A 21,055-nucleotide genomic window follows, 5' to 3' on the forward strand; every position below is an offset into this window, starting at 1 on the left:
CGCGGGATCGCCCCGTGCGCGGGACAGCCGCGCTCCGGTCGCGCGGCCCGAGGGAAGGAAGGCCCGGGAGAGAAAGCTCCAGCGAGCTCGGAAGAGCTCGCCGCCGTTGGTGAAAATTCTTGTTCCGGCAGCGAGCGGGCCGTCCCCTAAACATCCCCCTCATTCCCCCTGACGCGCCATGGCCGCGGGAGCTCTACAAACATGTAGATTCTGTTTTCTGCCCACAATGGAGGTATTACTGAGAAGGAGATGCAGATGACGCTGTGGGACCGCCTCAGGGACTCGGTCCAGACGATGCAGGCTCAGCTCACGGCGAAGAAGCACGAGTTGCAGAGCGGGGCGTTCCGGGACGCGAGCATGGCCATGTGCGCCTTGGTGGCGGCGGCGGACGGCACGATCGACCCGTCGGAGCGGGGGCGCGTGGCCCAGCTCATCGCCACCAACGACGTGCTCCAGAACTTCCCCCCGGAGGATCTGCACCGCCGCTTCGAGGATCACCTCGACGAGCTCACCACGGACTTCACCCTCGGCACGGCGAGCGCCATGCGGGAGATCGGCAAGGCGAAGCGGAGGCCCGCCGAGGCGCGGGCCGTCATCCAGATCGGCATCGTCATCGGCTGCGCCGACGGCTACTTCGACGAGAGCGAACGGGACGTCGTCCGCCAGGCGTGCTCAGCCCTGGACATCCCCCCGACCGAGTTCGACCTCCACCGCCCCCTCCGCGTCCCCCGCCCGTACCGGGCCCCGGACGAGCTCCCACGGGCGGCCGGCGACCGGGTGTCCGGGCGGGCGGACGCCGGTACGGGCCGGGCCGTACGCCCCGGGGCGGCCGTACCCGGCGACGACCTCCAGGTCTTCCTCAAGGCGCTGACCAGCGGAACCCGTCAGAAGCTCTTCGCGCACTTCGCCGACGGGGAGGAGCTGACCGTGGGCGAGGTCGCCGAGCGCGCCGGGCTCGGTCCGTCGACCACCTCCGAGCACCTCGCGGTGCTCCGGCGCGGCGGTCTGCTCCAGTCGACCCGCAGCGGCAAACTGGTCCGCTACCGCGCCGACAGGGAGGGCATCGCCGAACTGCTCGGGCAGCTCCATTCCTACCTCCTCGCCCCCTCCGAACCGCGGGACACCCCTCCCGCCCATGGCTAAGCGCCCTCGCTGAAGTCCGGTGCGGTTCGGGTGCGCCCCGAAGGGGCGCGGGGCTGTGTCGATGTGCGGCTCCGCCGCGCGGGCGCGACCGGCCACGACGCAGCCGCGGATGAACGACCGCACCTCGCGGCACTTCCCGCGGAGCGCTTAGTTCGCCGGATCGGGCCGTCACCGCGGCTCCGGTGCGGCAGTAGAGTGCGACGGTGACCTCTCCGCCGGAAAACCCGCCGTCACTCGTCAGCGAAGACGACCGCGAGGCGGCCGTGCGGCGCCTACAGGACGCGTACGCCGAAGGGCACATCTCGCACGAGGAGATGGACCAGCGCCTCCATACGGTGCTCACCGCCACGACCCACGGCGAGCTCATGTCGGCCCTGGCCTCGCTCCCCGCGGAGCCCCCGGGCACCACGTCCACGATCGCCGCCCACAGCGGACGGATCCGGCGGCGCGGCCCATGGCTCGTACCGCGAACCCTCAAGGTCGAGTCGGCGTTCGGCAGGGTGCACCTGGACCTGTCCCGGGCGGTCATCGAGCACCCGATCATCGACATCGAGCTGGCGCTCGGCACCGGCAGAGCCAGGATTACGGTGCCGCGCGACGCGATCGTCGACGTCGAGGGCCTGCACACCGGGTGGAAGGACCTGCGCTACAAGCCCCGTCCGTCCCTCCCCAGTGGCCCGGGCGGCCCGAAGATCCGGATCTCCGGGGCCGTGGGGTTCGGACGCTTGAGGATCCGCCACGCGCGGCGTTGAGCCCCCAGCCGGCGCCGGAGCCACCGGCCCGCCGCTCTTTGGCGCCTCCGGCTCTTGACTTTCCTATCGGGAAAGTAGGACGCTTACTTTCCCGATAGGAAAGTGAGGTCTCGGCATGGACAACATCGTTCCGGAACAGGCCCGCACCGCCCTCGACGCGGCCGACCGTGCCCGCCGCCAGGTGGCCGAGGAAGTCGGCCTGCCCCGCGGCTACTGGTGGGCCATGGCGGCCGGCTGGATTCTGCTGGGCGTGCTCGGCAATGTGCTGCCGCCCTGGCTGGCCGGGGTCGCGACGGTGGGCTTCGGCGTGGGCCACGGGGTGCTCGCGCCGCGCCTGCTCGACGGACGCCGCCGCACGGATCGGCTCCAGGTGAGCGCGGCGGTCGCCGGTCGCCGCACCCCCCTGGTGGTGGTCGGCATGCTGCTCGGGCTCATCGGGGTCACCGTCCTGGTGGCGCTCGCCCTCGACGCCGACGGCGCCGGCCATGCCGGTATCTGGGCGGCGGTGCTGACCGCGGCCGTCATCGGGTTCGGCGGACCGGAGATGCTGCGCGTTCTGCGCCGGTGGGCGCGGGCATGACGAAGGCGCAATTCGACGAGTTGATCCACCCCAGCACCCGTCTGTCGCTGGTGGCGACCCTGGCGGCCGCCGACTGGGCGGAGTTCGCCTTCCTCAAGGACCGGCTCCAACTGTCCGACTCGGCGCTCTCCAAGCAGCTCACGACGCTCGAGGAGGCCGGGTACGTCGCCACGGAACGCCGGCTCAGCGGCAGCCGCCGGAAGGTGCGCGCCCGGCTCACGAGCGCCGGCCGGGATGCCTTCAACGGCCACATCGAGGCACTGCGGGCGATCGTCGCCGACGCCGCGGCGCCGGCCCAGGAGCCCCCGGCGTGAGGCCGGCCCCGGCGCTCAGCCGACGTGGACGTGAGGGCGGCGGGCGCGGTCGGGCTCGGCCTCGCGGAGCACCTCCCTGGTGACGGGTGCGACCTCCCCCTGGCCGAACAGGAAGAACCGCAGGAACTGGGCGAAGGGGCTGCCCTCGGTCCACTCGAAGTAGATGTGCGGCCGCTGCCCGGTGGCGTCCCGTATGTGGAGCAGCAGGGCGGCCAGTGAGTTGGGGATGCTGGAGCCGTCGAGGGTGAGGACCCGGTACCGGTCGTGCAGCACCTCGCCGCGCACCCGTACCGCCGTCTCGAAGTCGGACGGGTCACGCACGCTGACCTCGACGAAGATGAGGTCGTCAGCGGCCGGGATGTCGTTGTCGGCCCGGATCTGGTGGATCTTGTCGCGGTATTCGGCCGGGTCGCGGTTGTCCGGCTCGTTGGCGATGAACCGCATGCGGCGGGTGGCGGCGTCGCGGACGAACCGCTCCGCCGTGGCGTCCAACTCCATGTCCGTCACGCGCAGTTCGAAGGCGCGGGCGAGCCGGGAGAGCAGTGACACCAGGATGATGCCCGCGATGAAGCACGCCCCGATCTTCACACCGTCGGGGCGTTCCACCACGTTCACCCCGGTCGTGTAGACGAAGACCACGGAGATCACGCCGAAGCCGATGGTCCAGCCCCGCTGCCGGGCGCGGCGGGCGGTGATGGTGACCGCGACGGCGGCGGAGGTCATCAGGACCAGCACCCCGGTGGCGTAGGCACCGCCCTGGGCGTCCACGTCGGCGTCGAAGAGCCAGGTGACCAGGAAGCCGATCAGGGTGAAGACCAGCACCATGGGACGGACCGCACGGGCCCAGTGCGGGGCCATGCCGTAGCGGGGCAGATAGCGCGGCATCAGGTTGAGCAGTCCGGCCATCGCGGAGGCGCCCGCGAACCACAGGATGCCGATGGTCGCGGCGTCGTAGACGCTGCCGAAGACGGACCCCAGATAGTGGTGGGCGAGATACGCGAGGGCTCGTCCATTGGCCTCGCCGCCGGCCTTGAACTCGTCCTGCGGGATGAGCACGGTGGTGATGAAGCTCGTGGTGATCAGGAAGACGCTCATGATCACGGCGGCGGTGGTGAGCAGCTTCCTGGTGTCCCGGATCCGCCCGGTGGGACGCTCCTCGGTGTCGCCGGGGCCGCCGTCCACATGGGGCATGACGGCCACACCGGTCTCGAACCCGGATAGCCCCAGCGCGAGTTTGGGGAACACCACCAGCGCCAGACCGACCATGATCAGCGGGTTGCCGTGCTCTTCGGTCAGCGCCCGCGACCAGTCGGTGACCACGTGGGACGCGGTGGCCACATGCCACAGCCCGACGAACACGACGACCGCGTTCAGCGCCAGGTAGCCGCCCACGAGCACCACCGCCACACCGATGGCCTCCATGAAGCCCTTGAGGAAGACGGCGCCGAGCAGGGCGATCAACCCCAGCGTGATGGCCACCTCATGGCCGTGCAGAACGCTGGTGAAGTGCGGGTTCTCCACCAGGTGGGTGGAGGCGTCGGCGGCCGAGAGGGTGATGGTGATCAGGAAGTCGGTGGCCGCGAACCCCAGCAGCGCCAGCACGAAGAGCTTGCCCTGCCAGAACGACAGCAGCCGCTCCAGCATCGCGATCGACCCCTCGCCGTGCGGGCTCTCCTTGGCCACCCGCCGGTACACCGGCAGCGCCCCGGCCAGGGTCACGGCCACCAGCACGATGGTGGCGATGGGGGACAGCAGCCCGGCGGCGAGGGCGGCGATGCCGGGCTGGTAGCCGAGCGTGGAGAAGTAGTCCACGCCGGTCAGACACATCACCCGCCACCACCGCTGCCCCTTGTGCCCCTCCGGGGGCTGGGCGTGCGGCCCCGGCTGCTGCTTGGCCATATCGGACAGGCCCTCCAGCAGCCAGCTCCGCAGCCGACCCCCTTTACGGGCCGCCTCCTGGCGGGGTTCCACATCGGTGGAGGTGGCCATCGCGTGCTCCAGATCACATAGCGTTTACCGATCATGCCGTCCACGGGTGGACGGTCGAATCAGGGTATGCGGGCCCTTCGCCACACCTCACAGCGGCATGTCCGTCGCGGCGGCCCCGACCCCTGCCCTCATCCGGCGGCACGGTCAAAGCCGCGTCCCCGGCATGGTGGCGAATCGACATGCTCATCCGCGCACAACTGGACGCGTGACGAGGGCGTTGCGGACGTATGATCCCTGCTCACAGGAGCCCTCCAGGCGCTGTGCGGTGGGTTTAACCCGTGGTGATCGGCCTGAGAGACCCGCGCAATGAGCGGTTTGTACGGTCACGAAACGTTGGACTGGACCGAGCACAGGATGAGGAGGCGCCCGTGGTCGCGTCGGGCTTCCGGAGCGAGGACACGACGAACACGACGAAGGTGCGGACGGTCTGCTCGTACTGCGGTGTGGGATGCGGCTTGGTCCTCGATGTCGGCAGGGGGCCGGACGGGCGCCGTACGGTCCTGAAGGCCTCCGGGGACAAGGAGCACCCGGCGAACTTCGGCCGGCTGTGCACCAAGGGCGCCACCACCGCCGATATGCTCGCCGCCCCCGGGCGCCTGACCACGGCGCTCCGGCGTCCGCACCGTGAGGAAGAGCCGGTGCCGGTGTCCAGGGACGAGGCGATCGCCGAGACGGCGGGCCGGCTGCGGGCGATCGTCGACGAGCACGGGCCGGACGCGGTCGCCCTCTATGTCTCCGGGCAGCTGAGCCTGGAGGCGCAGTACCTCGCGAACAAGCTGGCCAAGGGGTTCCTCCGCACCAACCAGATCGAGTCGAACTCCCGGCTGTGCATGGCCAGTGCCGGTACCGGCTACAAGCTCTCGCTGGGCGCGGACGGGCCGCCGGGCTCCTATCAGGACTTCGACCGGGCCGATGTCTTCTTCGTCGTCGGCTCCAACATGGCCGACTGCCATCCCATCCTCTTCCTGCGGATGATGGACCGGATGAAGTCGGCCGGTGCCCAGCTGATCGTGGTCGATCCGCGCCGCACCGCCACCGCGGCCAAGGCCGACCTGTTCTTGCAGATCGAGCCGGGCACGGACCTGGTACTGCTCAATGGGCTGCTGCACCTCCTGCATGCGAACGGCCGCACGGACGCCGAGTTCATCGCCGCGCACACCGAGGGCTGGGAGGCGATGCCGGAGTTCCTCGCCGACTACCCGCCCGCCACCGTCGCCGAGATCACCGGCATCCCGGAAGACGACATCCGCACCGCCGCCCGGCTGATCGGCGAGGCGGGCGAGTGGATGAGCTGCTGGACGATGGGCCTCAACCAGTCCACGCACGGCACCTGGAACACCAACGCGCTCGTCAACCTCCATCTCGCCACGGGCGCGATCTGCCGCCCGGGCAGCGGACCCTTCTCCCTGACCGGGCAGCCCAACGCCATGGGCGGCCGCGAGATGGGCTACATGGGGCCGGGACTTCCCGGTCAGCGGTCGGTGCTCGCCGACGCCGACCGGGCCTTCGTCGAGAACCTGTGGGAGCTGCCGCCGGACACGATCCGCGCGGACGGCGTCGGCAAGGGCACCGTCGAGATGTTCCAGAAGATGGCCGCCGGGGACATCAAGGCGTGCTGGATCATCTGCACCAACCCGGTCGCCTCGGTCGCGAACCGCAAGACGGTCATCGAGGGCCTGGAGGCCGCCGAATTCGTCGTCACGCAGGACGTGTTCGCCGAGACGGAGACGAACGCGTACGCCGACATCGTGCTGCCCGGCGCGCTGTGGACCGAGACCGAGGGCGTCCTGATCAACAGCGAGCGCACCCTCACCCTCGCCCAGCCGGCCGCCGATCCGCCCGGCGAGGCGATGGCGGACTGGCGCGTCATCGCGTCCGTGGCCCGCGCCATGGGCTTCGAGAGCGGCTTCGCGTACGACAGCGCGGAGGAGGTCTTCGAGGAGATCAAGCGCGCTTTCAACCCGTCGACCGGCTGGGACCTGCGCGGTGTGAGCTACGAGCGGCTGCGCTCCACCCCGGTGCAGTGGCCCGCCGCGAGCGCCGAGGGATCCGACCGCAATCCGATCCGGTACGTCGGTGAGGACGGCTCGCCGCTCTTCCCGACCGCGAGCGGCCGTGCGGTCTTCCACCCCCGCCCGCACATACCGGCCGCGGAGCTGCCCGACGACGACTACCCGTACATACTCAACACCGGCCGCCTACAGCATCAGTGGCACACCCTGACGAAGACGGCCAAGGTGGCCAAGCTGAACAAGCTCAGCTCCGGTCCCTTCGTGGAGGTGCACCCGCGGGACGCGGCCGAGCTGGGCCTCGCCGAGGGAGATTCGGTGGAGGTCGCCTCGCGGCGCGGCCGGGCCGTGCTGCCCGCGGTCGTCACCGACCGGGTGCGGCCGGGCTGTTGTTTCGCGCCGTTCCACTGGAACGACCTTTTCGGGGAGTACCTCAGTGTGAACGCGGTGACCAGCGACGCCGTCGATCCGCTGTCGTTCCAGCCCGAGTTCAAGGTGTGCGCGGTGTCACTGGCCAAGGTGGCCACCCCGGTGACGGCGCGGGCGCCGGCGCGGACGGACGCACGGTCCACGGCCACGGAGTCCAGCACTGGCACGGCGTCCACCGCGGACACGGCGTCCACCGCGGACACGGCGTCCACCGCGGACACGGCGTCCACGACGGCCGTGTCGTCCACCGCGGACGCGACGGTCCCCCCGCCGCCCGCCGTCCTTCCCGCCGCTTCCGCTCGCGCCGTGTTCGGGCTGGAACCCGCCCCGCCGCCGGCCCTCACCGAACTCGAACGCCGGTATCTGACCGGCTTCCTCGCCGGAATCCCGTCCGGCACTCCCGGCGTACCGGTGCTGCCCGCGGACGCCCCGTTCAGCCCGTCGCACGCCCTGTGGGTGAACGGGGTGCTGGCCGGGATGTACTCCAGAGCCGAGGCGACGCGTCCCACCGCGCACGACGCCGGCGACTCCCCGCGGTCGTCCTCCTCGCAGCCGTCCGCCCCGCAGCCGTCCTCCCCGCCCGTGGACGTGGCGCGCCGCCAAGTCGTGATCCTCTGGGCGTCCCAGACCGGGAACGCCGAGGAGTTCGCGGCCGCCTCGGCCGAGCGGCTGGCCGCGCACGGCCATGTCGCCTCCCGCGTGTCCATGGACGAGGCCGACCCCGCCGCGCTGCCGTCCGACGCCGACCTGCTGCTGATCACGAGCACCTTCGGCGACGGCGACGCACCGGACAACGGCGCCGCCTTCTGGGCCGCCCTCACCGCGCCCGACGCCCCGCGCCTGCCGGACCGGCGGTACTCCGTCCTGGCCTTCGGCGACTCCTCCTACGACGACTTCTGCGGCCACGGCCGCCGCCTCGACCGGCGTATGGAAGAGCTGGGCGCGGTGCGGCTGGCCCCGCGCACCGACTGCGAACCGGACTACGAGACCGAGGCCGGGGCCTGGCTCGACCAGATACTCATCGCGCTGAAGAGCGCGGAGCAACCCGCACCCGACCCGGCACCCGCACCCGACCCGGCACCCGCACCCGCCCCCGCACCCGACCCGGCCCCCGCAGCCGACCCGGCCCCCGCAGCCGACCCGGCACCCGCAGCCGGGACGGCTCCCCGGCCGAGCCGTCCCGCCCCTGCCACCGCCCGCCTGACCGGCAACCGCCGCTTGAGTCTGCCGGGCGCGGGCAAGGAGGTCCGCCGCTTCACCTTCGACACCCGTGACAGCGAGACCCCACTGGGCTACGAGGCCGGTGACGCCCTGGCGGTGCAACCGCTCAACTGGCCCGCACTCGTGGCCGAATGGCTGGCCCTCACCGGCCTCGACGCGAACGCGGCCGTTCAGGTCCGACACGTGGGGGAGGTGCCCTTCGCCGAGGCCCTGTCGCGCCATCTCGACATCACCCGCGTCACCCCCGACCTGCTGCGCTTCGTCGCCGATCGCACTCGCGACCCCCGTGACCTGCGGAAGCTCCTGCGCCCTGACAACAAGGGAGAGCTGGCGAAGTGGTCCTGGGGACGTCAGGCCGTGGACGTACTGGCCGAGTTCGGCATCCGGGCCGGCGCGCAGGAGTGGACCGACCTGCTGGGACGCTTACGGCACCGCCTGTACTCCATATCGTCCAGCCCGCTGACCGACCCCCACCTGGTCTCGCTGACGGTCTCCGTCGTCCGTTACGAGAACCTGGGCGGGCGTCCGCGCCAGGGCGTCTGCTCCCCCTTCCTCGCCGACGCCGAGCCGGGCACCCCGGTGCCGGTCCGGGTCCAGCGCGCGCCGCACTTCCGCCCGCCCGCCGACCCCGACACGCCGATGGTGATGGTCGGCCCCGGCACCGGCGTCGCGCCCTTCATCGCCTTCCTGGAGGAACGCCGGGCCCGCGGCCACCGCGCCCCGAACTGGCTGTTCTTCGGGGAACAGCACCGTGCCACCGACTTCTACTACGAGGAGGAGCTGACCGCGTTCCTCGCCGAGGGCATCCTCACCCGCCTGGACACCGCGTTCTCCCGCGACGAGCGCGCCAAGAAATACGTCCAGGACCGCATGCGCGAACACGGCCCCCTGCTGTGGTCCTGGCTCCAGGACGGCGCCCACTTCTACGTCTGCGGCGACGCTTCCCGCATGGCCAAGGACGTCGACCAGGCCCTGCGGGACATCGCCACCGTCCACGGCGGCCTGGACGAGGCCGAGGCGGCGGCGTACGTCAAGCAACTCGCCACCGACAAACGCTACCTGCGCGACGTCTACTGACCGCCGCGCTCCATCAGGCGCCGACGGCTTCCAGCAGGAGATGGAGGTCATGGGCGGCCTCGGCGATGGACAGGGCGGTGATGGCGAGGACCGTGGCCGTCGCGGTGGCGAGGAGGGGGTGGCGGCCGAAGGGGGGAGCGAGGAGGGCGGCGACACGGCGGGGCACGGGCCCGGCGGCGGCGAGTGGGGTGCGGCGGCCGAGGATGGCCAGCGCGGCGCCCGGGGCGCGGCCGGGGGCGTCGTGGGCGGCGAGGGCGGCCTTGCCGACGGTGCGGGCGACCCGCTCGCGGTCGCCGGTGGCGGCGGCCGCGTTCTCATCGGCCCACCGTTCGACGGTGTACGTCACGGCCGTGGCGAGGGGGCGTAGCAGCGGGTTGGCGGCGGCGCCGAACTGGGCCAGGGCGACGAAGGCGTAATGGCGGCACGTCAGATGGGCGCGTTCGTGGGCGAGCAGGATGCGGCGCTCGGTCTCGTCCAGGGTGTGCAGCATGCCGGTGGAGACGACGACGCGACCGGGCAGGCCGGGGATCGCGAAGGCGTTGGGGGCCTCGTCCTCGATCACGACCAGATCGTCTTCGGCGGGCATGCAGGCCGCTTCCAGGGCGGCGGCGGTCAGGGTGCGGGCGCGCCGCCAGAGCATGCGGGCGGCCATGAGGACGGCGGCGCCGAGCAGTAGCCCGGCGATCAGGGCGACGGACAGTTCGGCGGGGTCGTCGCGCTGCGCGGTGTGGGCCGACCAGTGGCCGAGGCCGGCCAGCTGGGGGAAGCGGATCAGCCCGGTGATGGCCAGCAGCCCCAGCGAGATGGTGGTCGCCGTGCCCAGGACGAGGGCCGAGGCGGTGAGCAGCCAGGTCGCCAGGCGGGGTTCGCACCGCTCCGCCAGGGGGCGTGCGCCGAGGGGAGCGAGCAGGGAGAGCAGCAGGGGGATGTAGACGGCGATGCGCATCTCGGCGGCCTCTTCCTCTTCCTCTTCCTACTGGTCGGGGTCGAGCAGCTGGCGCAGCAGGTCCGCGTCGGTGGTGGACAGGCCGTCGGCGAAGCGGGCGAGGACGTCCTGACGGTCGGACCGCTCCTCCAGAACCGAGCGCATGCGGCGGGCGGCGAAGCCGGGGTCGTCGGTCACGGGGGCGTAGGCGTAGGCCCGGCCGCGCGGGGTGCGGGTGAGCAGCTGCTTGGTGTGCATGCGGGTGAGGATCGTCACCACGCTGTTGTAGGTCAGCTCGCTGCCGAGGCGTTCGGTGACCTCGCGGGGGGTCAGCGCGCCGTCGGCCCGCTGGAGCAGTTCGAGGATCTCGGCCTCGCGTGCACCGTTGGGCCGCTTGGGGCCGTGTCCTGGTGTGCGGGTGCCCATGGATTTGGCGTCCCTTCCCTCATCTCTTACAGTCGTGTAGGACTCCTACACCGGTGTAAAAGTCACTGTCTCCCAAGTGTGCCATGCGCTCGTACCCGGGCCGAACCCTGCCCTGGGCGGCGTACGGCCGGAAAGGACCCCGCAGTGCCGTTGGCCCTCGATCCGCTGGATGCCGCCCCATTCCCGATCGGTCGCCGCGCCGGGACCCGTATCGCCGCGGGGCCGACCGTGGGGAGCGCCAAGTGAAGATCACCTTCCTGATCCACAACGTGTACGCGATCGGCGGCACGATCCGCACCACGCTCAATCTCGCCGCGGCGCTCGCCGACCGGCACGAGGTGACGATCGTGTCGATGCTCCGCCACCGCGCCCGCCCGCGGTTCGCCATCGATCCGCGGGTGACGGTGGTGCCCCTGGTCGACATACGCGCGGACGCCGCCGACGCGGCCGACCCGCTGCTGCACCGGCCGGCCGAGGTCTTCCCCACCGCCGAGAAGCGGTACGGGCAGTACAGCCGCCTCACCGACCAGCGGGCGCGGGAGTACCTGCGGAGCTGCGACGCGGACGTGATCATCGGCACCCGGCCGGGCATCAATGTGTACCTGGCCCGCTTCGCCCCGCCCCGGGCGCTGCGCATCGCCCAGGAACACCTCACCCACGACATGCACACCAAGAAGCTGCGCGCCCAGCTCGCCCGGGACTATCGCGACCTGGACGCCGTGGTCACCACGACCGACGCCGACGCCGCCGTCTACCGGGCGAGGATGCGGCTGCCGGGCGTGCGGATCCTGGCCGTCCCCAACGGCGTGCCCGACCCCGGCCTGCCGCCCACCGACGGCGGCGCCCCCGTCATCGCCGCGGCCGGACGCCTGGTGCGCGCCAAGCGCTTCGACCTGCTCATCGAGGCATTCACCGATGTCGCCGCCAAGCACCCCGGCTGGTCGCTGCGCGTTTACGGCGCGGGCGCCGACAAGGAGCGGCTCCAGCGGCTGATCGAGGAGCGGGGCCTGGAGGACCGGGCGGCGCTGATGGGTGCGGTGTCCCCGATCGAGGCCGAGTTCGCCAAGGCGTCGATCGTCGCCTCCGCCTCCGACGCGGAGTCCTTCGGCATGACGCTGGTCGAGGCGATGCGCTGCGGCATACCGGTGGTCGCCACCGACTGCCCGCTCGGCCCCGCCGAGATCATCAACGACGGCGTCGACGGCCGGCTGGTCCCCATGGGCGACCGGCAGGCGCTCGCCGCCGCGCTGAGCGACCTGATCGCCGACGAGCCCGGCCGCCGCCGCATGGGCGAGGCCGCCCGCGCCGCGGCCCGCCGCTTCGATCCGGCCCATGTGGCCCACGCCTACGAGGAACTGTTCGGCGACCTCGCCGCCACGCGCTCCTCCCGTGCCTGGCAGCGCCGCAAGGCCCGCTGGCGCAACCGCGCGGGCCGGGCCCTGCGCCGTCTGCGCCGCCTGCCCCGATCCCACTGACCGCGGTAGCCCGCGCCGCTCCCCAAGCGAGCACGGCCCGCTCCATCCACCACAGAAACGGATCCAGATGAGTGCCATCAGCATCGGCCAGGCGGCCGTCCTCGGCATCGTCGAAGGCATCACGGAGTTCCTCCCCGTCTCCTCCACCGGCCATCTGAAGATCACCGAAGGGCTGATGGGCATCCCGGTCGACGACACCTCCGTGGTCGGCTTCACCGCGGTCATCCAGGTCGGCGCGATCGCCGCGGTGCTCGTGTACTTCTTCAAGGACATCGTGCGGATCGTCTCCGCCTGGGGCCGCGGACTCGCCCACCGCGAACAGCGGCACCACCACGACTACAAGTTCGCCTGGTGGGTCATCTGCGCCACCATCCCCATCGTGATCGTGGGCCTGGCAGCGAAACCCCTCATCGAGGGCCCGCTCGCATCCCTGTGGGTGGTCGCCGGCTCCCTCGTCGCCGGGTCCGGCGTGATGTGGGTGGCCGACCAGATGGGCCGCCACAAGCGCGGCGAGGACGACACGGGCTTCAAGGACGCGATGCTGGTCGGCTGCTCGCAGATCCTCGCGCTGCTCTTCCCCGGCTTCTCACGCTCCGGCGCCACCATGTCCACCGCGCTCATCCTCGACCTGGACCGGGTGGCCGCCACCCGCCTGTCCTTCTTCCTCGGCATCCCCGCGCTGACCGGCGCGGGCCTGTACGAGCTGAAGGACGCCGTCGGCGCCGGGGTCGGCACCGCCCCCCTCGTGGTGGGCACCGCCGTCTCGTTCGTGGTCGCCTACGCCTCGATCGCCTGGCTGCTGAAGTTCGTCGCCAAGCACTCCTTCAACGCCTTCGTCGTCTATCGCGTCGCCATCGGCCTGCTGCTGCTCGGCCTGCTGGGCACCGGAGCGCTCACGGCATGATCGCTTCGCGTACGGTCATCCGCCCGCCACGCCGGATCCCGTGGTTGGTGCCGGTGGCCCTCGCCTATGCGGCGGCCCAACTCGCCCTCGTGGTGCCGCATCTGGGGCTGGGCTGGGACGAAACGGTGTACCTCTCCCAGGTCGACCCGCACCGCCCGGCGGCGTACTTCAGCGCCCCGCGCTCGCGCGGCATCAGCCTTCTGGCCGCTCCCGTGCTCGCCGTCACCGACTCCACCACGGTGCTCCGGATCGTCCTGGCGCTGCTGTCCGCCGCCGCCCTGTACGCGGCCTATCGTGTCTGGCAGCCGCTGCTGGGCCCGGGGCGGACGGCCCTGGCCGCGCTGCTGTTCGCCGGTCTGTGGACCACCCTGCTCTACGGACCGCAGGCCATGCCCAACCTGTGGGTGGCCCTGTCCGCGGTGGCGGCCGTCGGCTGGTTCCTGCGTGCCGCCCACCCACCTGCGGGGCGGCGGGCCCTGCTCGGCCTGGGCGCCATGGTCGCGGCCGCCACCTGCTTCCGCTTCTCCGACGGCGTATGGCTCGTCCTGCCCCTGCTCGCGGCGTGCGCGATCGTCCCGGCCTGGCGGCGCCCGGCGCCCGCGCTCGCCGTGGCCGGCGGGTTCGCCGTGGGTGGCGCCGAGTGGGTGGCGGAGGCGTACGTACGCTGGGGCGGGGTCGGCGCCCGGCTGCACCGCTCCAGCGCCACCGAGGGCGGCATGGGCGCGCACTGGGCGGGCGGCATGGCCTGGCGCAGCCTCAACGGCCCCCTGCTCTGCCGCCCCTGCCACGTCCCGCTCACCCACCCCGAGCTCACCCTGTGGTGGCTGGCCCTGCCCGTCCTCGCCCTCACCGCCTGCGCCCTGGCCTGGCGGGCCCGGCGCGACGCGGTCATCCTGCTCCCCGTCGCCTGCGCCGCCACGCTGAGCATCCCCTACCTGCTGCTCATCAACTACTCCGCGCCGCGCTTCCTGCTGCCCGTCTACGCCCTGCTCTCCCCTCCGCTCGCCGCCCTGGCCGCACAGTCCGCGCGGGCCATCCGCCCGCCCCGCGCCCGCGCCCTGGCCACCGGGCTGGCGGCCGCGCTGCTCGCCCTGCACCTGTCCGCGCAAGTCGAGGTGCTCGACCGCGACACGGCCGCCGCCCGCACCACCGCCGCCCGCTACCGCACCGCCGCCCACGACCTGCGCCGCCTCGGACTCACCCCGCCCTGCCTGGTCAGCGGCAGACACGCCCCGCCCATCGGCTACGACGCCGGCTGCGCCTCGGCCAACGTCGGCGGCAACAACCGCAACACCACCGCGCACACCCTGCTACGCCGCGCCGCCCGCGAACCCACCGCCGCCCTCGCCAGAACCCGCTCCGGCCCTCCCCACTACGCCCGCGCCTGGACCCCCCACCGCCTGCCGGGCACCGGACTCACCGCCTACGTGCGCTCCCCGGTCAGCGCGTCCGGCCCCGGGGCTTGAGGGGTACCGGGGGGAGTTCGGGGGCGGGGAGCGGGGCGCCGTCGTAGCCGTGGACCTCGCCGAAGCGGGTGCCCGATGCCCAGTCCTCGCGGGCCTGGGAGATCTCGTCATGGGAGCGGCCGATGAAGTTCCACCACATCACGATCTTCTCCTCGAAGGGCTCCCCGCCCAGCAGCATGAACGCGCTGTCCACGTCGGCCCGCAGCGGCAGTTCGGTGCGTCCGCAGCCTAGGTAGAGGAGGGAGCCGGGGGCGAGGCGTACCCCGTCGACCTCGGACTCGCCGGACATGGTGAGGGCCGCGTACTCGAAGTCGGGCCGCACCGGCAGCCGGGTGTCGGTGCCGGCCGCGAGGGCGACGTCCGCGCCCATCAGGGGGGTGAACGTGGTGCCGGGCGAGGCCGCGCCGTCCAGTTCGCCGAGGACGACCGTCGCCCGCAGCCCTCCGCCGCCGGTCACCTGGGGCAGCTCGGCGTGGTGCTCCCACATGGGGGCGATCTGGCGGTCGCCGTCGGGCAGCGCGACCCATAGCTGTGCCCCGTGCAGCAGCCGGGCGTGTTCGCGCGGGGACTCCTCGGAGTGCGCGATGGCCCGACCCGAGGTCATCAGCCCCAACTCGCCGGGGCGCACCGTCTGGAGGCTGCCGACGCTGTCGCGGTGCAGCACCTCGCCGTCGTGCAGCCAGCTGACCGTCTGGAGCCCCATGTGCGGATGCGGAGGGACCTGCATGCCCGGTTCCTGGGCGATGTCGTCCGGGCCGTAGTGGTCGATGAAGCACCATGCGCCGACCATGCGCCGCCCGAGGTTCGGCAGGAGCCGGCGCACGATGGTGGACTCGCCCAGCGGGACCTGTTTGGCGGCCAGCAGTTCCCGGACCGGCTGGGCGGTGACGTCCTGGCGGCCGCCGCACACGGTCGGGGCGGGCCTCGTATCGAGATTGCTCATGACCGCACTCTCCCATCGCCCCGGGCAGCTCAGGGGGAGCCAGGGGGATGTTTAGGGGGCGGTCGGACCGCCGCCGGAAGAAGAATCTATCCGGTGACCGCACCGACCCGAAGGAGATCGCATGCCGTCCACACTGCACACCGAGTCCGTGGCGACCGTCCTGGACGGACTGCTGGAGGCCGAGCGCGAAGGCGACGAGCGCGCGTTCGCCGAGACCGGTGTGACCGATCCCAAGTCGGCCTGGGCCGAACTGGACGCCAGTCAGATGGCCGAGACGTTCAAGGACGCCTCCATGTCGGTGTCCAAGGAGGGCGGTGAGCTGCTCTACCTGCTCACCCGCGCGACCGGCGCCCGGACCGTCGTCGAGTACGGAACCTCCTTCGGCGTGTCCACCCTCTACCTGGCCAGCGCGGTGCGGGACAACGGCGGCGGGCAGGTGATCGGCACGGAACTACAGGCGGACAAGGCGGCCAAGGCCACGGAGGCCATCGCCGCCGCCGGGCTCTCCGACATCGCCACCGTCCGCGTCGGCGACGCGCGCGAGACCCTGCGGGACCTGCCCGGGTCGGTGGACCTGCTGCTGATGGACGGCTGGCCGAACCTCAACCGGGCGGTGCTCGAGGTGGTGGAACCCCGGCTGCGCCAGGGCGCGCTGGTGCTCGTGGACGACATGGACATGGAGTTCGGCTTCGACATCCACCGGGAGATGCGGGAGTACCTCGCCGACCCCGCGAGCGGCTATCTCTCGCTGCCCCTGGGGGTCGCACACGGGATCCTGGCCGCGGTGCGGCTCGGCTGAGCGGATCGGCGGAATGCGGCTGCGGTTCGGTGGCGCCCCGCAGGGGCGCGGGCTGCGTCGATGTGCGGCTCCGCCGCGGCTGTGTCGATGTGCGGCTCCGCCGCGTGGGCGACCAGTCACGACGGCGCCGCGGACGATCCACGGCAGGTCAGGGCACTTCCAGCGGAGCGCTTAGCACCCGGGTGCGGCTACCGTTCGCGCTTGGTGAAGCGTGGGTTCGGGGTTCATGAGCGCACTCTCCCCTCCGGGGACGCCTCGTGCTCGCCCGTACGGCTCTGGACGTAGCCGTACGAGGCGATCGCCCCGTACACCAGCGCCGCGCCCAGCAGCCAGCCGGCCAGGACGTCGCTGGGCCAGTGGACGCCCAGATAGAGCCGGGTGAAGCCGACGCCCAGCACGGATACGGCCCCTACGGCGGCCATGAGCCGCAGCCACTTCGCGGGTGCCCCGTGCAGCGTCATCAGCCACAGCAGCAGCCCGAAGGCGACGGTCGCGGTCAGGGCGTGGCCGGACGGGAAGGCCGTGTAGTGCGCCGAGTCCACCGGATCCGGCCACCGGGGACGCTCCCGGTCGAGCGCGGCCTTCACCGCCTGTTGCAGCGCCGTGCCCAGCGCCGCCGTGACGGCCACCCAGAGGGCGAGCCGCCACTCCCGGCGCCACAGCAGCCACCCCACGGCCACGGCCAGCAGCGCACGCATCGTCCAGGGGTCCCAGAACCAATCCGTGAGCACCCTGTTGGCCCGAGTGAGGCCGTGGTGCCGGACGGCGGAGTGGTGCAGGGTGACGACGATGTCCCGGTCGACGGTCCCGAGGGGCCCCCAATGGGCGGCCACCAGGGCGAGCACCACGAGGAAGAGCGCGGTGAAGACGGCCGCGGCGCGGGCGGCTCGGTGGTGGAGGGTTGCCGGCTGCATGGGTCGATGATCGCCGACGGGCGGGCCCCGGAGCCAGGAGGCCCTCGATCTTCCTCGAATCAGGAGCCGCCGTTCTGCCGAGAACGCCGAGAACGTTGTACTGAGAACGCCGAGAACGTTGTACTGAGAACGCAGAACGTCGTACTGAGAACGCCGGGAACGCCTACCCGAGCACCCGCAGCGCCGGGACGAGCGTGACCAGCAGCGGGACGGCCGGGACGAGCGCCGCGGTGGCCGTAAGGCGCCAGCGGCGCGCCACCGGGAGGCGGGAGGCCGGGGCCAGCAGCCGGTCCACCCGCTGCGGCACCTGCGCGAGCCCGCTGGGGCAGGGGCCGAACACCCCACGGTCCTCGTTGAGTTCGACCAGCGCGAGCGCGGTGGTCGTCCGCCCGAAGCGCCGTGACGCGGAGTCGTCGGCGGCCAGCTCGACCAGCCGGTGCACCTCGTCGCGGAACGCCGCGAACATGGTCACCTGAGGAAAACCGATGGCCAGCGCGCCCGAGCAGTGCAGCAGCCAGTGGTGACGGGCGCGGGCGTGGCCCTGCTCATGGGCGATGACGGCGTCCAGCCGACGGCCCTTGAGGCGGCGCAGCGCCGCCGTGGTGATGACCAACTGGGGCGTGGTGCCCGGCAGCCACCAGGCGTCCGGCTTGTCGCTCTCCAGGACCACCAGACGCTCCTCGCCGGGCTCCTCACCGGGCAAGGCGGGGGAGCGGACGAGGAGTTCGGCGCGGTGCTGCCTGCGCCAGGCGCGGGCGCGGCCGATCTCGCGGGTGAGCATCACCGCGCTCCAGACGGCCCCGAAGGCGAGCACGAGGGCGACGGGTGCGGCCAACGGCCCGTAGCCGGACAGCGCGTACGCGTCCACCACGCCCTTGGGCGCGGGGGCGAAGACATTGCCGCGCACGGCATCCCAGGCGGCCGCCCCGGTGAGCGCCATGGTCAGCGCGCAGCACAACAGCACTCCGACGACCACGCACTGCCACACCCAGAGGGCGAGCACGGGTTCGCGGTCGATCCAGTCGGAGCGGGACAGCAGGCGCGGCGCCATTGCCGCCGCCAGTGCGCCGAGGCCCATCAGCGCGAACGGGACCATCATGGCCGTCAGCCTATGATCGCGACGCTCGGGCGGGTACGGTCACGGCGGGGAAGTGACGCATGCCACGGTGCGACTACGCAACGCGTTGCGGCCCGTTCACAGCGTCAGCAGCATCGCGAACATCCCTATCCCCATCGACAGCCTGCACGCATGCCGCAGCTCGGGCCGCCGCGACCACCCGGCGCCGGGTGGCCCCGCCCCCGCCGCGTCCACGGCCCCGTCCGTCATCGGTACGAGCCGCAGCCCGGACCGTACGACGTAGACCGCGAAGTACACGAGCAGCACCCCGGTCAGCAGCGGCACCCCGCCCGCCATCCGGCCCGGGGCCGTCTCCCCGGTGGGGTGATGATGGCCGCCGGTGGTGCCCACCATCATCGCGAGCGCCATGTAGACCATCGCCAGCGCGCCGATGGTGTGATGCAGACGGTGCCCCGGGAGCCCGGCCCCGTGCGGGACCGGCAGCAGCGCCCTTACGGCGGCCACGGCGAAGACCGCCACGAAGGCGGGCGGGCCCCAGGGCCGGGGGTCCAGCACGGTGGACGGCACCGCCATCACGGCCATCCCCCACCCCATCAGCGCCTCGGCGCCCGCGATCCGCCGCCCCGGCCCGGGCGGCTCACCGCGCATCTGCAACAGACAGTAGCCACCCGTGGCCGCGCACAGCGCGACCAGCAGCCAGCCGATGAGTGGAGGTCCGTGCACGGCCACACCTCCCGAAGGGGGACGTATTACCAGGAGACATCCCCTGCCGCGGCACCACACACGGGAGCGCATGGGCGCAGTGGGGGAGCGCGAGGCGTGCGGAGTAGTGGGGAGCGCGCGGCCTGGTATGGCACGGTGAGAGATGCGCCCGTGGATCACGCAGGCCCCAGCCGCACCACGGGACGTGAACAGCCGTCCAAAGAGGAGGAGAGCCCGTGTCGAATCCACCGCTTCCCGAGGCCGCGGTCGCCATGCTCGAGAAGCCCAATCCGGCCGTGATCGCGACGGTCCGGTCCGACGGTCAGCCGGTGTCCACGGCCACCTGGTACCTCTGGGACGACGGCCGGATCCTGGTCAACATGGACGAGGGCCGCAAGCGGCTCGACCACATCCGTAACGACCCCAGGGTCTCGCTCACCGTGATCGACGAGGCGAACTGGTACAACCACATCACCCTCATCGGCCGGGTCGTCGAGCTCCAGGACGACAAGGACCTGGCCGGAATCGACCGGCTGGCCCAGCAATACCTGGGCAGGGAGTACCCGCAGCGGGACCGCGGCCGGGTCAGCGCCTGGATCGAGATCGAACGCTGGCACGGCTGGGGCGAGCACAAGGAGAACACCCAGCCCGGCTGATCTCCCCTCCGGCACCGTCCGCCGTCCGTCCCACCACCACCTCCGGCCACCGCGAGCCGTGGCGGGCGGACGGCGTCAGACGATCCCGGTACGGGACGTCGCATCCGACGCCCCGACGGTACGGCCGTGGCGATCTACGGCACTGGCCGGTACATCGCAGTGACGGGACGCCGACATGGCAACGCCCTGTCGCTGCTGGGTAATCTGTCCCTGGCCGTCAGCGCGTTCCTGCGTTGAGGTGCCCGGAGAATCGCGGAAGTCGCGCCACGCGTCGCGAACCTCGCGAAGCACTCCGATCGCCTTAACGAGTGATCTTGATTAGGTTCTTTATTTGCCACCCGCGATCGCTAAGGGCTCCTAACAAAAGTGGTGGACTTGACCTGGCCAGCGGTTGGCGTCACGCACGAGGCAGCCGGATAGCGGAACGCGGTCAGCCGCGCCATCGCACGCGATAAACCCGGCGACGCCGACGATCACTCCCGGGATACTGGTCGCCCATGAATGAGGTCAAAGTCGTCGTTGCCCATTCCGAGCGCGCGACCCTGCGCGTCGGCGGCGTGTTCCTGAAGGTGGACGCAGATCAGGCGCGCATCGACGTCGAGGTCGAGGCGATGGCCCTGGCGCCGGTCCCGACTCCGAAGGTCCTGTGGCGCAAGCCGCCCGTGCTCGCGATCGAGGCGGTCCCGGGGACGGCGCTCGGCCGCCTCGGCGAGCCGTCGACCGCGTCCCCGGCGGCGTGGGCTGCGGCGGGTGCCGCCATCCGGAAGTTGCACGACGCGCCGTTGCCGCCCTGGCCCGGCCGGGCGGGCCAGGGCCTCGACGAGTTGGCCGCGGATCTCGACGGCGAGTGCGAGTGGCTCGTGACGAACGGCGTCCTGCCCGCCGACCTGGTCACCCGCAACCGCCAGGTCGCCGAGGCCGCGCTCCGGCCCTGGACTCCGGTATTCACGCACGGCGACCTGCAGATCACTCACGTGTTCGTCGACAGCGACGAGATCACGGGCATCATCGACTGGTCCGAGGCGGGCCGGGGTGATGCCCTGTTCGACCTCGCCACGTTGACGCTCGGACACGAGGAGCACCTCGGCGACGTCGTTGCCGGCTATGGCACCGACGTTGACCCCGACGTGATCCGCGCGTGGTGGTCATTGCGAAGCCTGCTGGGGGTTCGCTGGCTGGTCGAGCATGGCTTTGACCCGTTCGCGCCGGGCTGTGAAGTCGAGGTGCTGAGATCCCGGATGTGAGGCTGCGCG

General features: G+C 72.0%; 18 protein-coding genes and 1 pseudogene. 12 read left to right on the forward strand and 7 right to left on the reverse strand.

Translation table 11 applies throughout. The features are described from left to right. Nucleotides 1-255: 255 nt before the first annotated feature. The 5 genes and pseudogenes from KHP12_RS51885 to KHP12_RS43480 form a co-directional block, all read left to right on the forward strand. Nucleotides 256-708 (forward strand): annotated as a pseudogene (locus KHP12_RS51885) (tellurite resistance TerB family protein); the annotation flags it as partial. Nucleotides 709-777: 69 nt separating this feature from the next. Further along, the gene (locus KHP12_RS51890; protein ID WP_240812882.1) at nucleotides 778-1,143 is read left to right on the forward strand and encodes an ArsR/SmtB family transcription factor; all 366 of its coding nucleotides are present in this window, start codon (nucleotides 778-780) and stop codon (nucleotides 1,141-1,143) included. Nucleotides 1,144-1,346: 203 nt separating this feature from the next. Next, the gene (locus KHP12_RS43470) at nucleotides 1,347-1,895 is read left to right on the forward strand and encodes a DUF1707 SHOCT-like domain-containing protein (RefSeq protein WP_086886112.1); all 549 of its coding nucleotides are present in this window, start codon (nucleotides 1,347-1,349) and stop codon (nucleotides 1,893-1,895) included. A gap of 115 nt (nucleotides 1,896-2,010) precedes the next feature. After that, nucleotides 2,011-2,475, forward strand: a complete 465-nt coding sequence (locus KHP12_RS43475; RefSeq protein WP_086886113.1) for a hypothetical protein — start codon at nucleotides 2,011-2,013, stop codon at nucleotides 2,473-2,475. After that, nucleotides 2,472-2,789: a transcriptional regulator gene (locus KHP12_RS43480; RefSeq protein ID WP_086886116.1), complete on the forward strand. Its 318-nt coding sequence runs from the start codon at nucleotides 2,472-2,474 to the stop codon at nucleotides 2,787-2,789. The genes KHP12_RS43475 and KHP12_RS43480 overlap by 4 nt, the downstream gene beginning before the upstream one ends. A gap of 15 nt (nucleotides 2,790-2,804) precedes the next feature. Here the strand turns inward: KHP12_RS43480 and KHP12_RS43485 are convergent, their stop codons facing one another. After that, entirely contained in the window at nucleotides 2,805-4,778 is a 1,974-nt protein-coding gene (locus tag KHP12_RS43485) for an APC family permease (RefSeq protein WP_086886114.1), read from the reverse strand. A gap of 368 nt (nucleotides 4,779-5,146) precedes the next feature. On the opposite strand from KHP12_RS43485, the gene KHP12_RS43490 reads away from it, so the two are divergent. Continuing rightward, nucleotides 5,147-9,514 (forward strand): molybdopterin-dependent oxidoreductase, encoded by a 4,368-nt coding sequence (locus KHP12_RS43490; RefSeq protein WP_210609015.1) that lies wholly within the window; start codon nucleotides 5,147-5,149, stop codon nucleotides 9,512-9,514. A 13-nt stretch (nucleotides 9,515-9,527) separates the two neighbouring features. Here KHP12_RS43490 and KHP12_RS43495 read toward each other — a convergent pair whose 3' ends face one another. Further along, nucleotides 9,528-10,460: a M56 family metallopeptidase gene (locus KHP12_RS43495; protein WP_210609014.1), complete on the reverse strand. Its 933-nt coding sequence runs from the start codon at nucleotides 10,458-10,460 to the stop codon at nucleotides 9,528-9,530. Between the two features lie 27 nt (nucleotides 10,461-10,487). Beyond that, a complete protein-coding gene (locus KHP12_RS43500; protein ID WP_037963840.1) occupies nucleotides 10,488-10,865 on the reverse strand; it encodes a BlaI/MecI/CopY family transcriptional regulator in 378 nt (125 codons plus the stop codon). 242 nt (nucleotides 10,866-11,107) lie between these two features. Between KHP12_RS43500 and KHP12_RS43505 the strand changes: the two genes are divergently transcribed. The 3 genes from KHP12_RS43505 to KHP12_RS43515 all read left to right on the forward strand — a co-directional run bounded on the left by KHP12_RS43505 (nucleotide 11,108) and on the right by KHP12_RS43515 (nucleotide 14,710). Then, nucleotides 11,108-12,340, forward strand: coding sequence for a glycosyltransferase family 4 protein (locus KHP12_RS43505; protein ID WP_086886101.1), 1,233 nt, complete (start codon nucleotides 11,108-11,110; stop codon nucleotides 12,338-12,340). 67 nt (nucleotides 12,341-12,407) lie between these two features. Beyond that, nucleotides 12,408-13,244 (forward strand): undecaprenyl-diphosphate phosphatase, encoded by an 837-nt coding sequence (locus tag KHP12_RS43510; protein WP_086886100.1) that lies wholly within the window; start codon nucleotides 12,408-12,410, stop codon nucleotides 13,242-13,244. Next, nucleotides 13,241-14,710, forward strand: coding sequence for a hypothetical protein (locus tag KHP12_RS43515; protein WP_210609013.1), 1,470 nt, complete (start codon nucleotides 13,241-13,243; stop codon nucleotides 14,708-14,710). The genes KHP12_RS43510 and KHP12_RS43515 overlap by 4 nt, the downstream gene beginning before the upstream one ends. Here KHP12_RS43515 and KHP12_RS43520 read toward each other — a convergent pair. Further along, a complete protein-coding gene (locus tag KHP12_RS43520; protein ID WP_210609012.1) occupies nucleotides 14,685-15,653 on the reverse strand; it encodes a pirin family protein in 969 nt (322 codons plus the stop codon). The two genes, KHP12_RS43515 and KHP12_RS43520, sit on opposite strands and share 26 nt — an antisense overlap. Before the next feature lie 121 nt (nucleotides 15,654-15,774). Here KHP12_RS43520 and KHP12_RS43525 point away from each other — a divergent pair, with 121 nt between their 5' ends. After that, nucleotides 15,775-16,452 (forward strand): O-methyltransferase, encoded by a 678-nt coding sequence (locus KHP12_RS43525; RefSeq protein ID WP_037963848.1) that lies wholly within the window; start codon nucleotides 15,775-15,777, stop codon nucleotides 16,450-16,452. Nucleotides 16,453-16,676: 224 nt separating this feature from the next. Here KHP12_RS43525 and KHP12_RS43530 read toward each other — a convergent pair whose 3' ends face one another. The 3 genes from KHP12_RS43530 to KHP12_RS43540 all read right to left on the reverse strand — a co-directional run bounded on the left by KHP12_RS43530 (nucleotide 16,677) and on the right by KHP12_RS43540 (nucleotide 19,167). After that, on the reverse strand, nucleotides 16,677-17,366 hold the full coding sequence (locus tag KHP12_RS43530; RefSeq protein WP_210609011.1) for a phosphatase PAP2 family protein: 690 nt from the start codon (nucleotides 17,364-17,366) through the stop codon (nucleotides 16,677-16,679). Between the two features lie 163 nt (nucleotides 17,367-17,529). Then, a complete protein-coding gene (locus tag KHP12_RS43535; RefSeq protein ID WP_210609010.1) occupies nucleotides 17,530-18,465 on the reverse strand; it encodes a M56 family metallopeptidase in 936 nt (311 codons plus the stop codon). 96 nt (nucleotides 18,466-18,561) lie between these two features. After that, nucleotides 18,562-19,167, reverse strand: coding sequence for a DUF5134 domain-containing protein (locus tag KHP12_RS43540; protein WP_210609009.1), 606 nt, complete (start codon nucleotides 19,165-19,167; stop codon nucleotides 18,562-18,564). Nucleotides 19,168-19,382: 215 nt separating this feature from the next. Here KHP12_RS43540 and KHP12_RS43545 point away from each other — a divergent pair, with 215 nt between their 5' ends. Next, nucleotides 19,383-19,802, forward strand: coding sequence for a PPOX class F420-dependent oxidoreductase (locus tag KHP12_RS43545; protein WP_037963851.1), 420 nt, complete (start codon nucleotides 19,383-19,385; stop codon nucleotides 19,800-19,802). A gap of 497 nt (nucleotides 19,803-20,299) precedes the next feature. Continuing rightward, on the forward strand, nucleotides 20,300-21,046 hold the full coding sequence (locus KHP12_RS43555) for a phosphotransferase family protein (RefSeq protein ID WP_086885478.1): 747 nt from the start codon (nucleotides 20,300-20,302) through the stop codon (nucleotides 21,044-21,046). Nucleotides 21,047-21,055: the final 9 nt, after the last annotated feature.

Source organism: Streptomyces asiaticus (genome assembly GCF_018138715.1).
GTDB classification, from domain to species: domain Bacteria; phylum Actinomycetota; class Actinomycetes; order Streptomycetales; family Streptomycetaceae; genus Streptomyces; species Streptomyces asiaticus.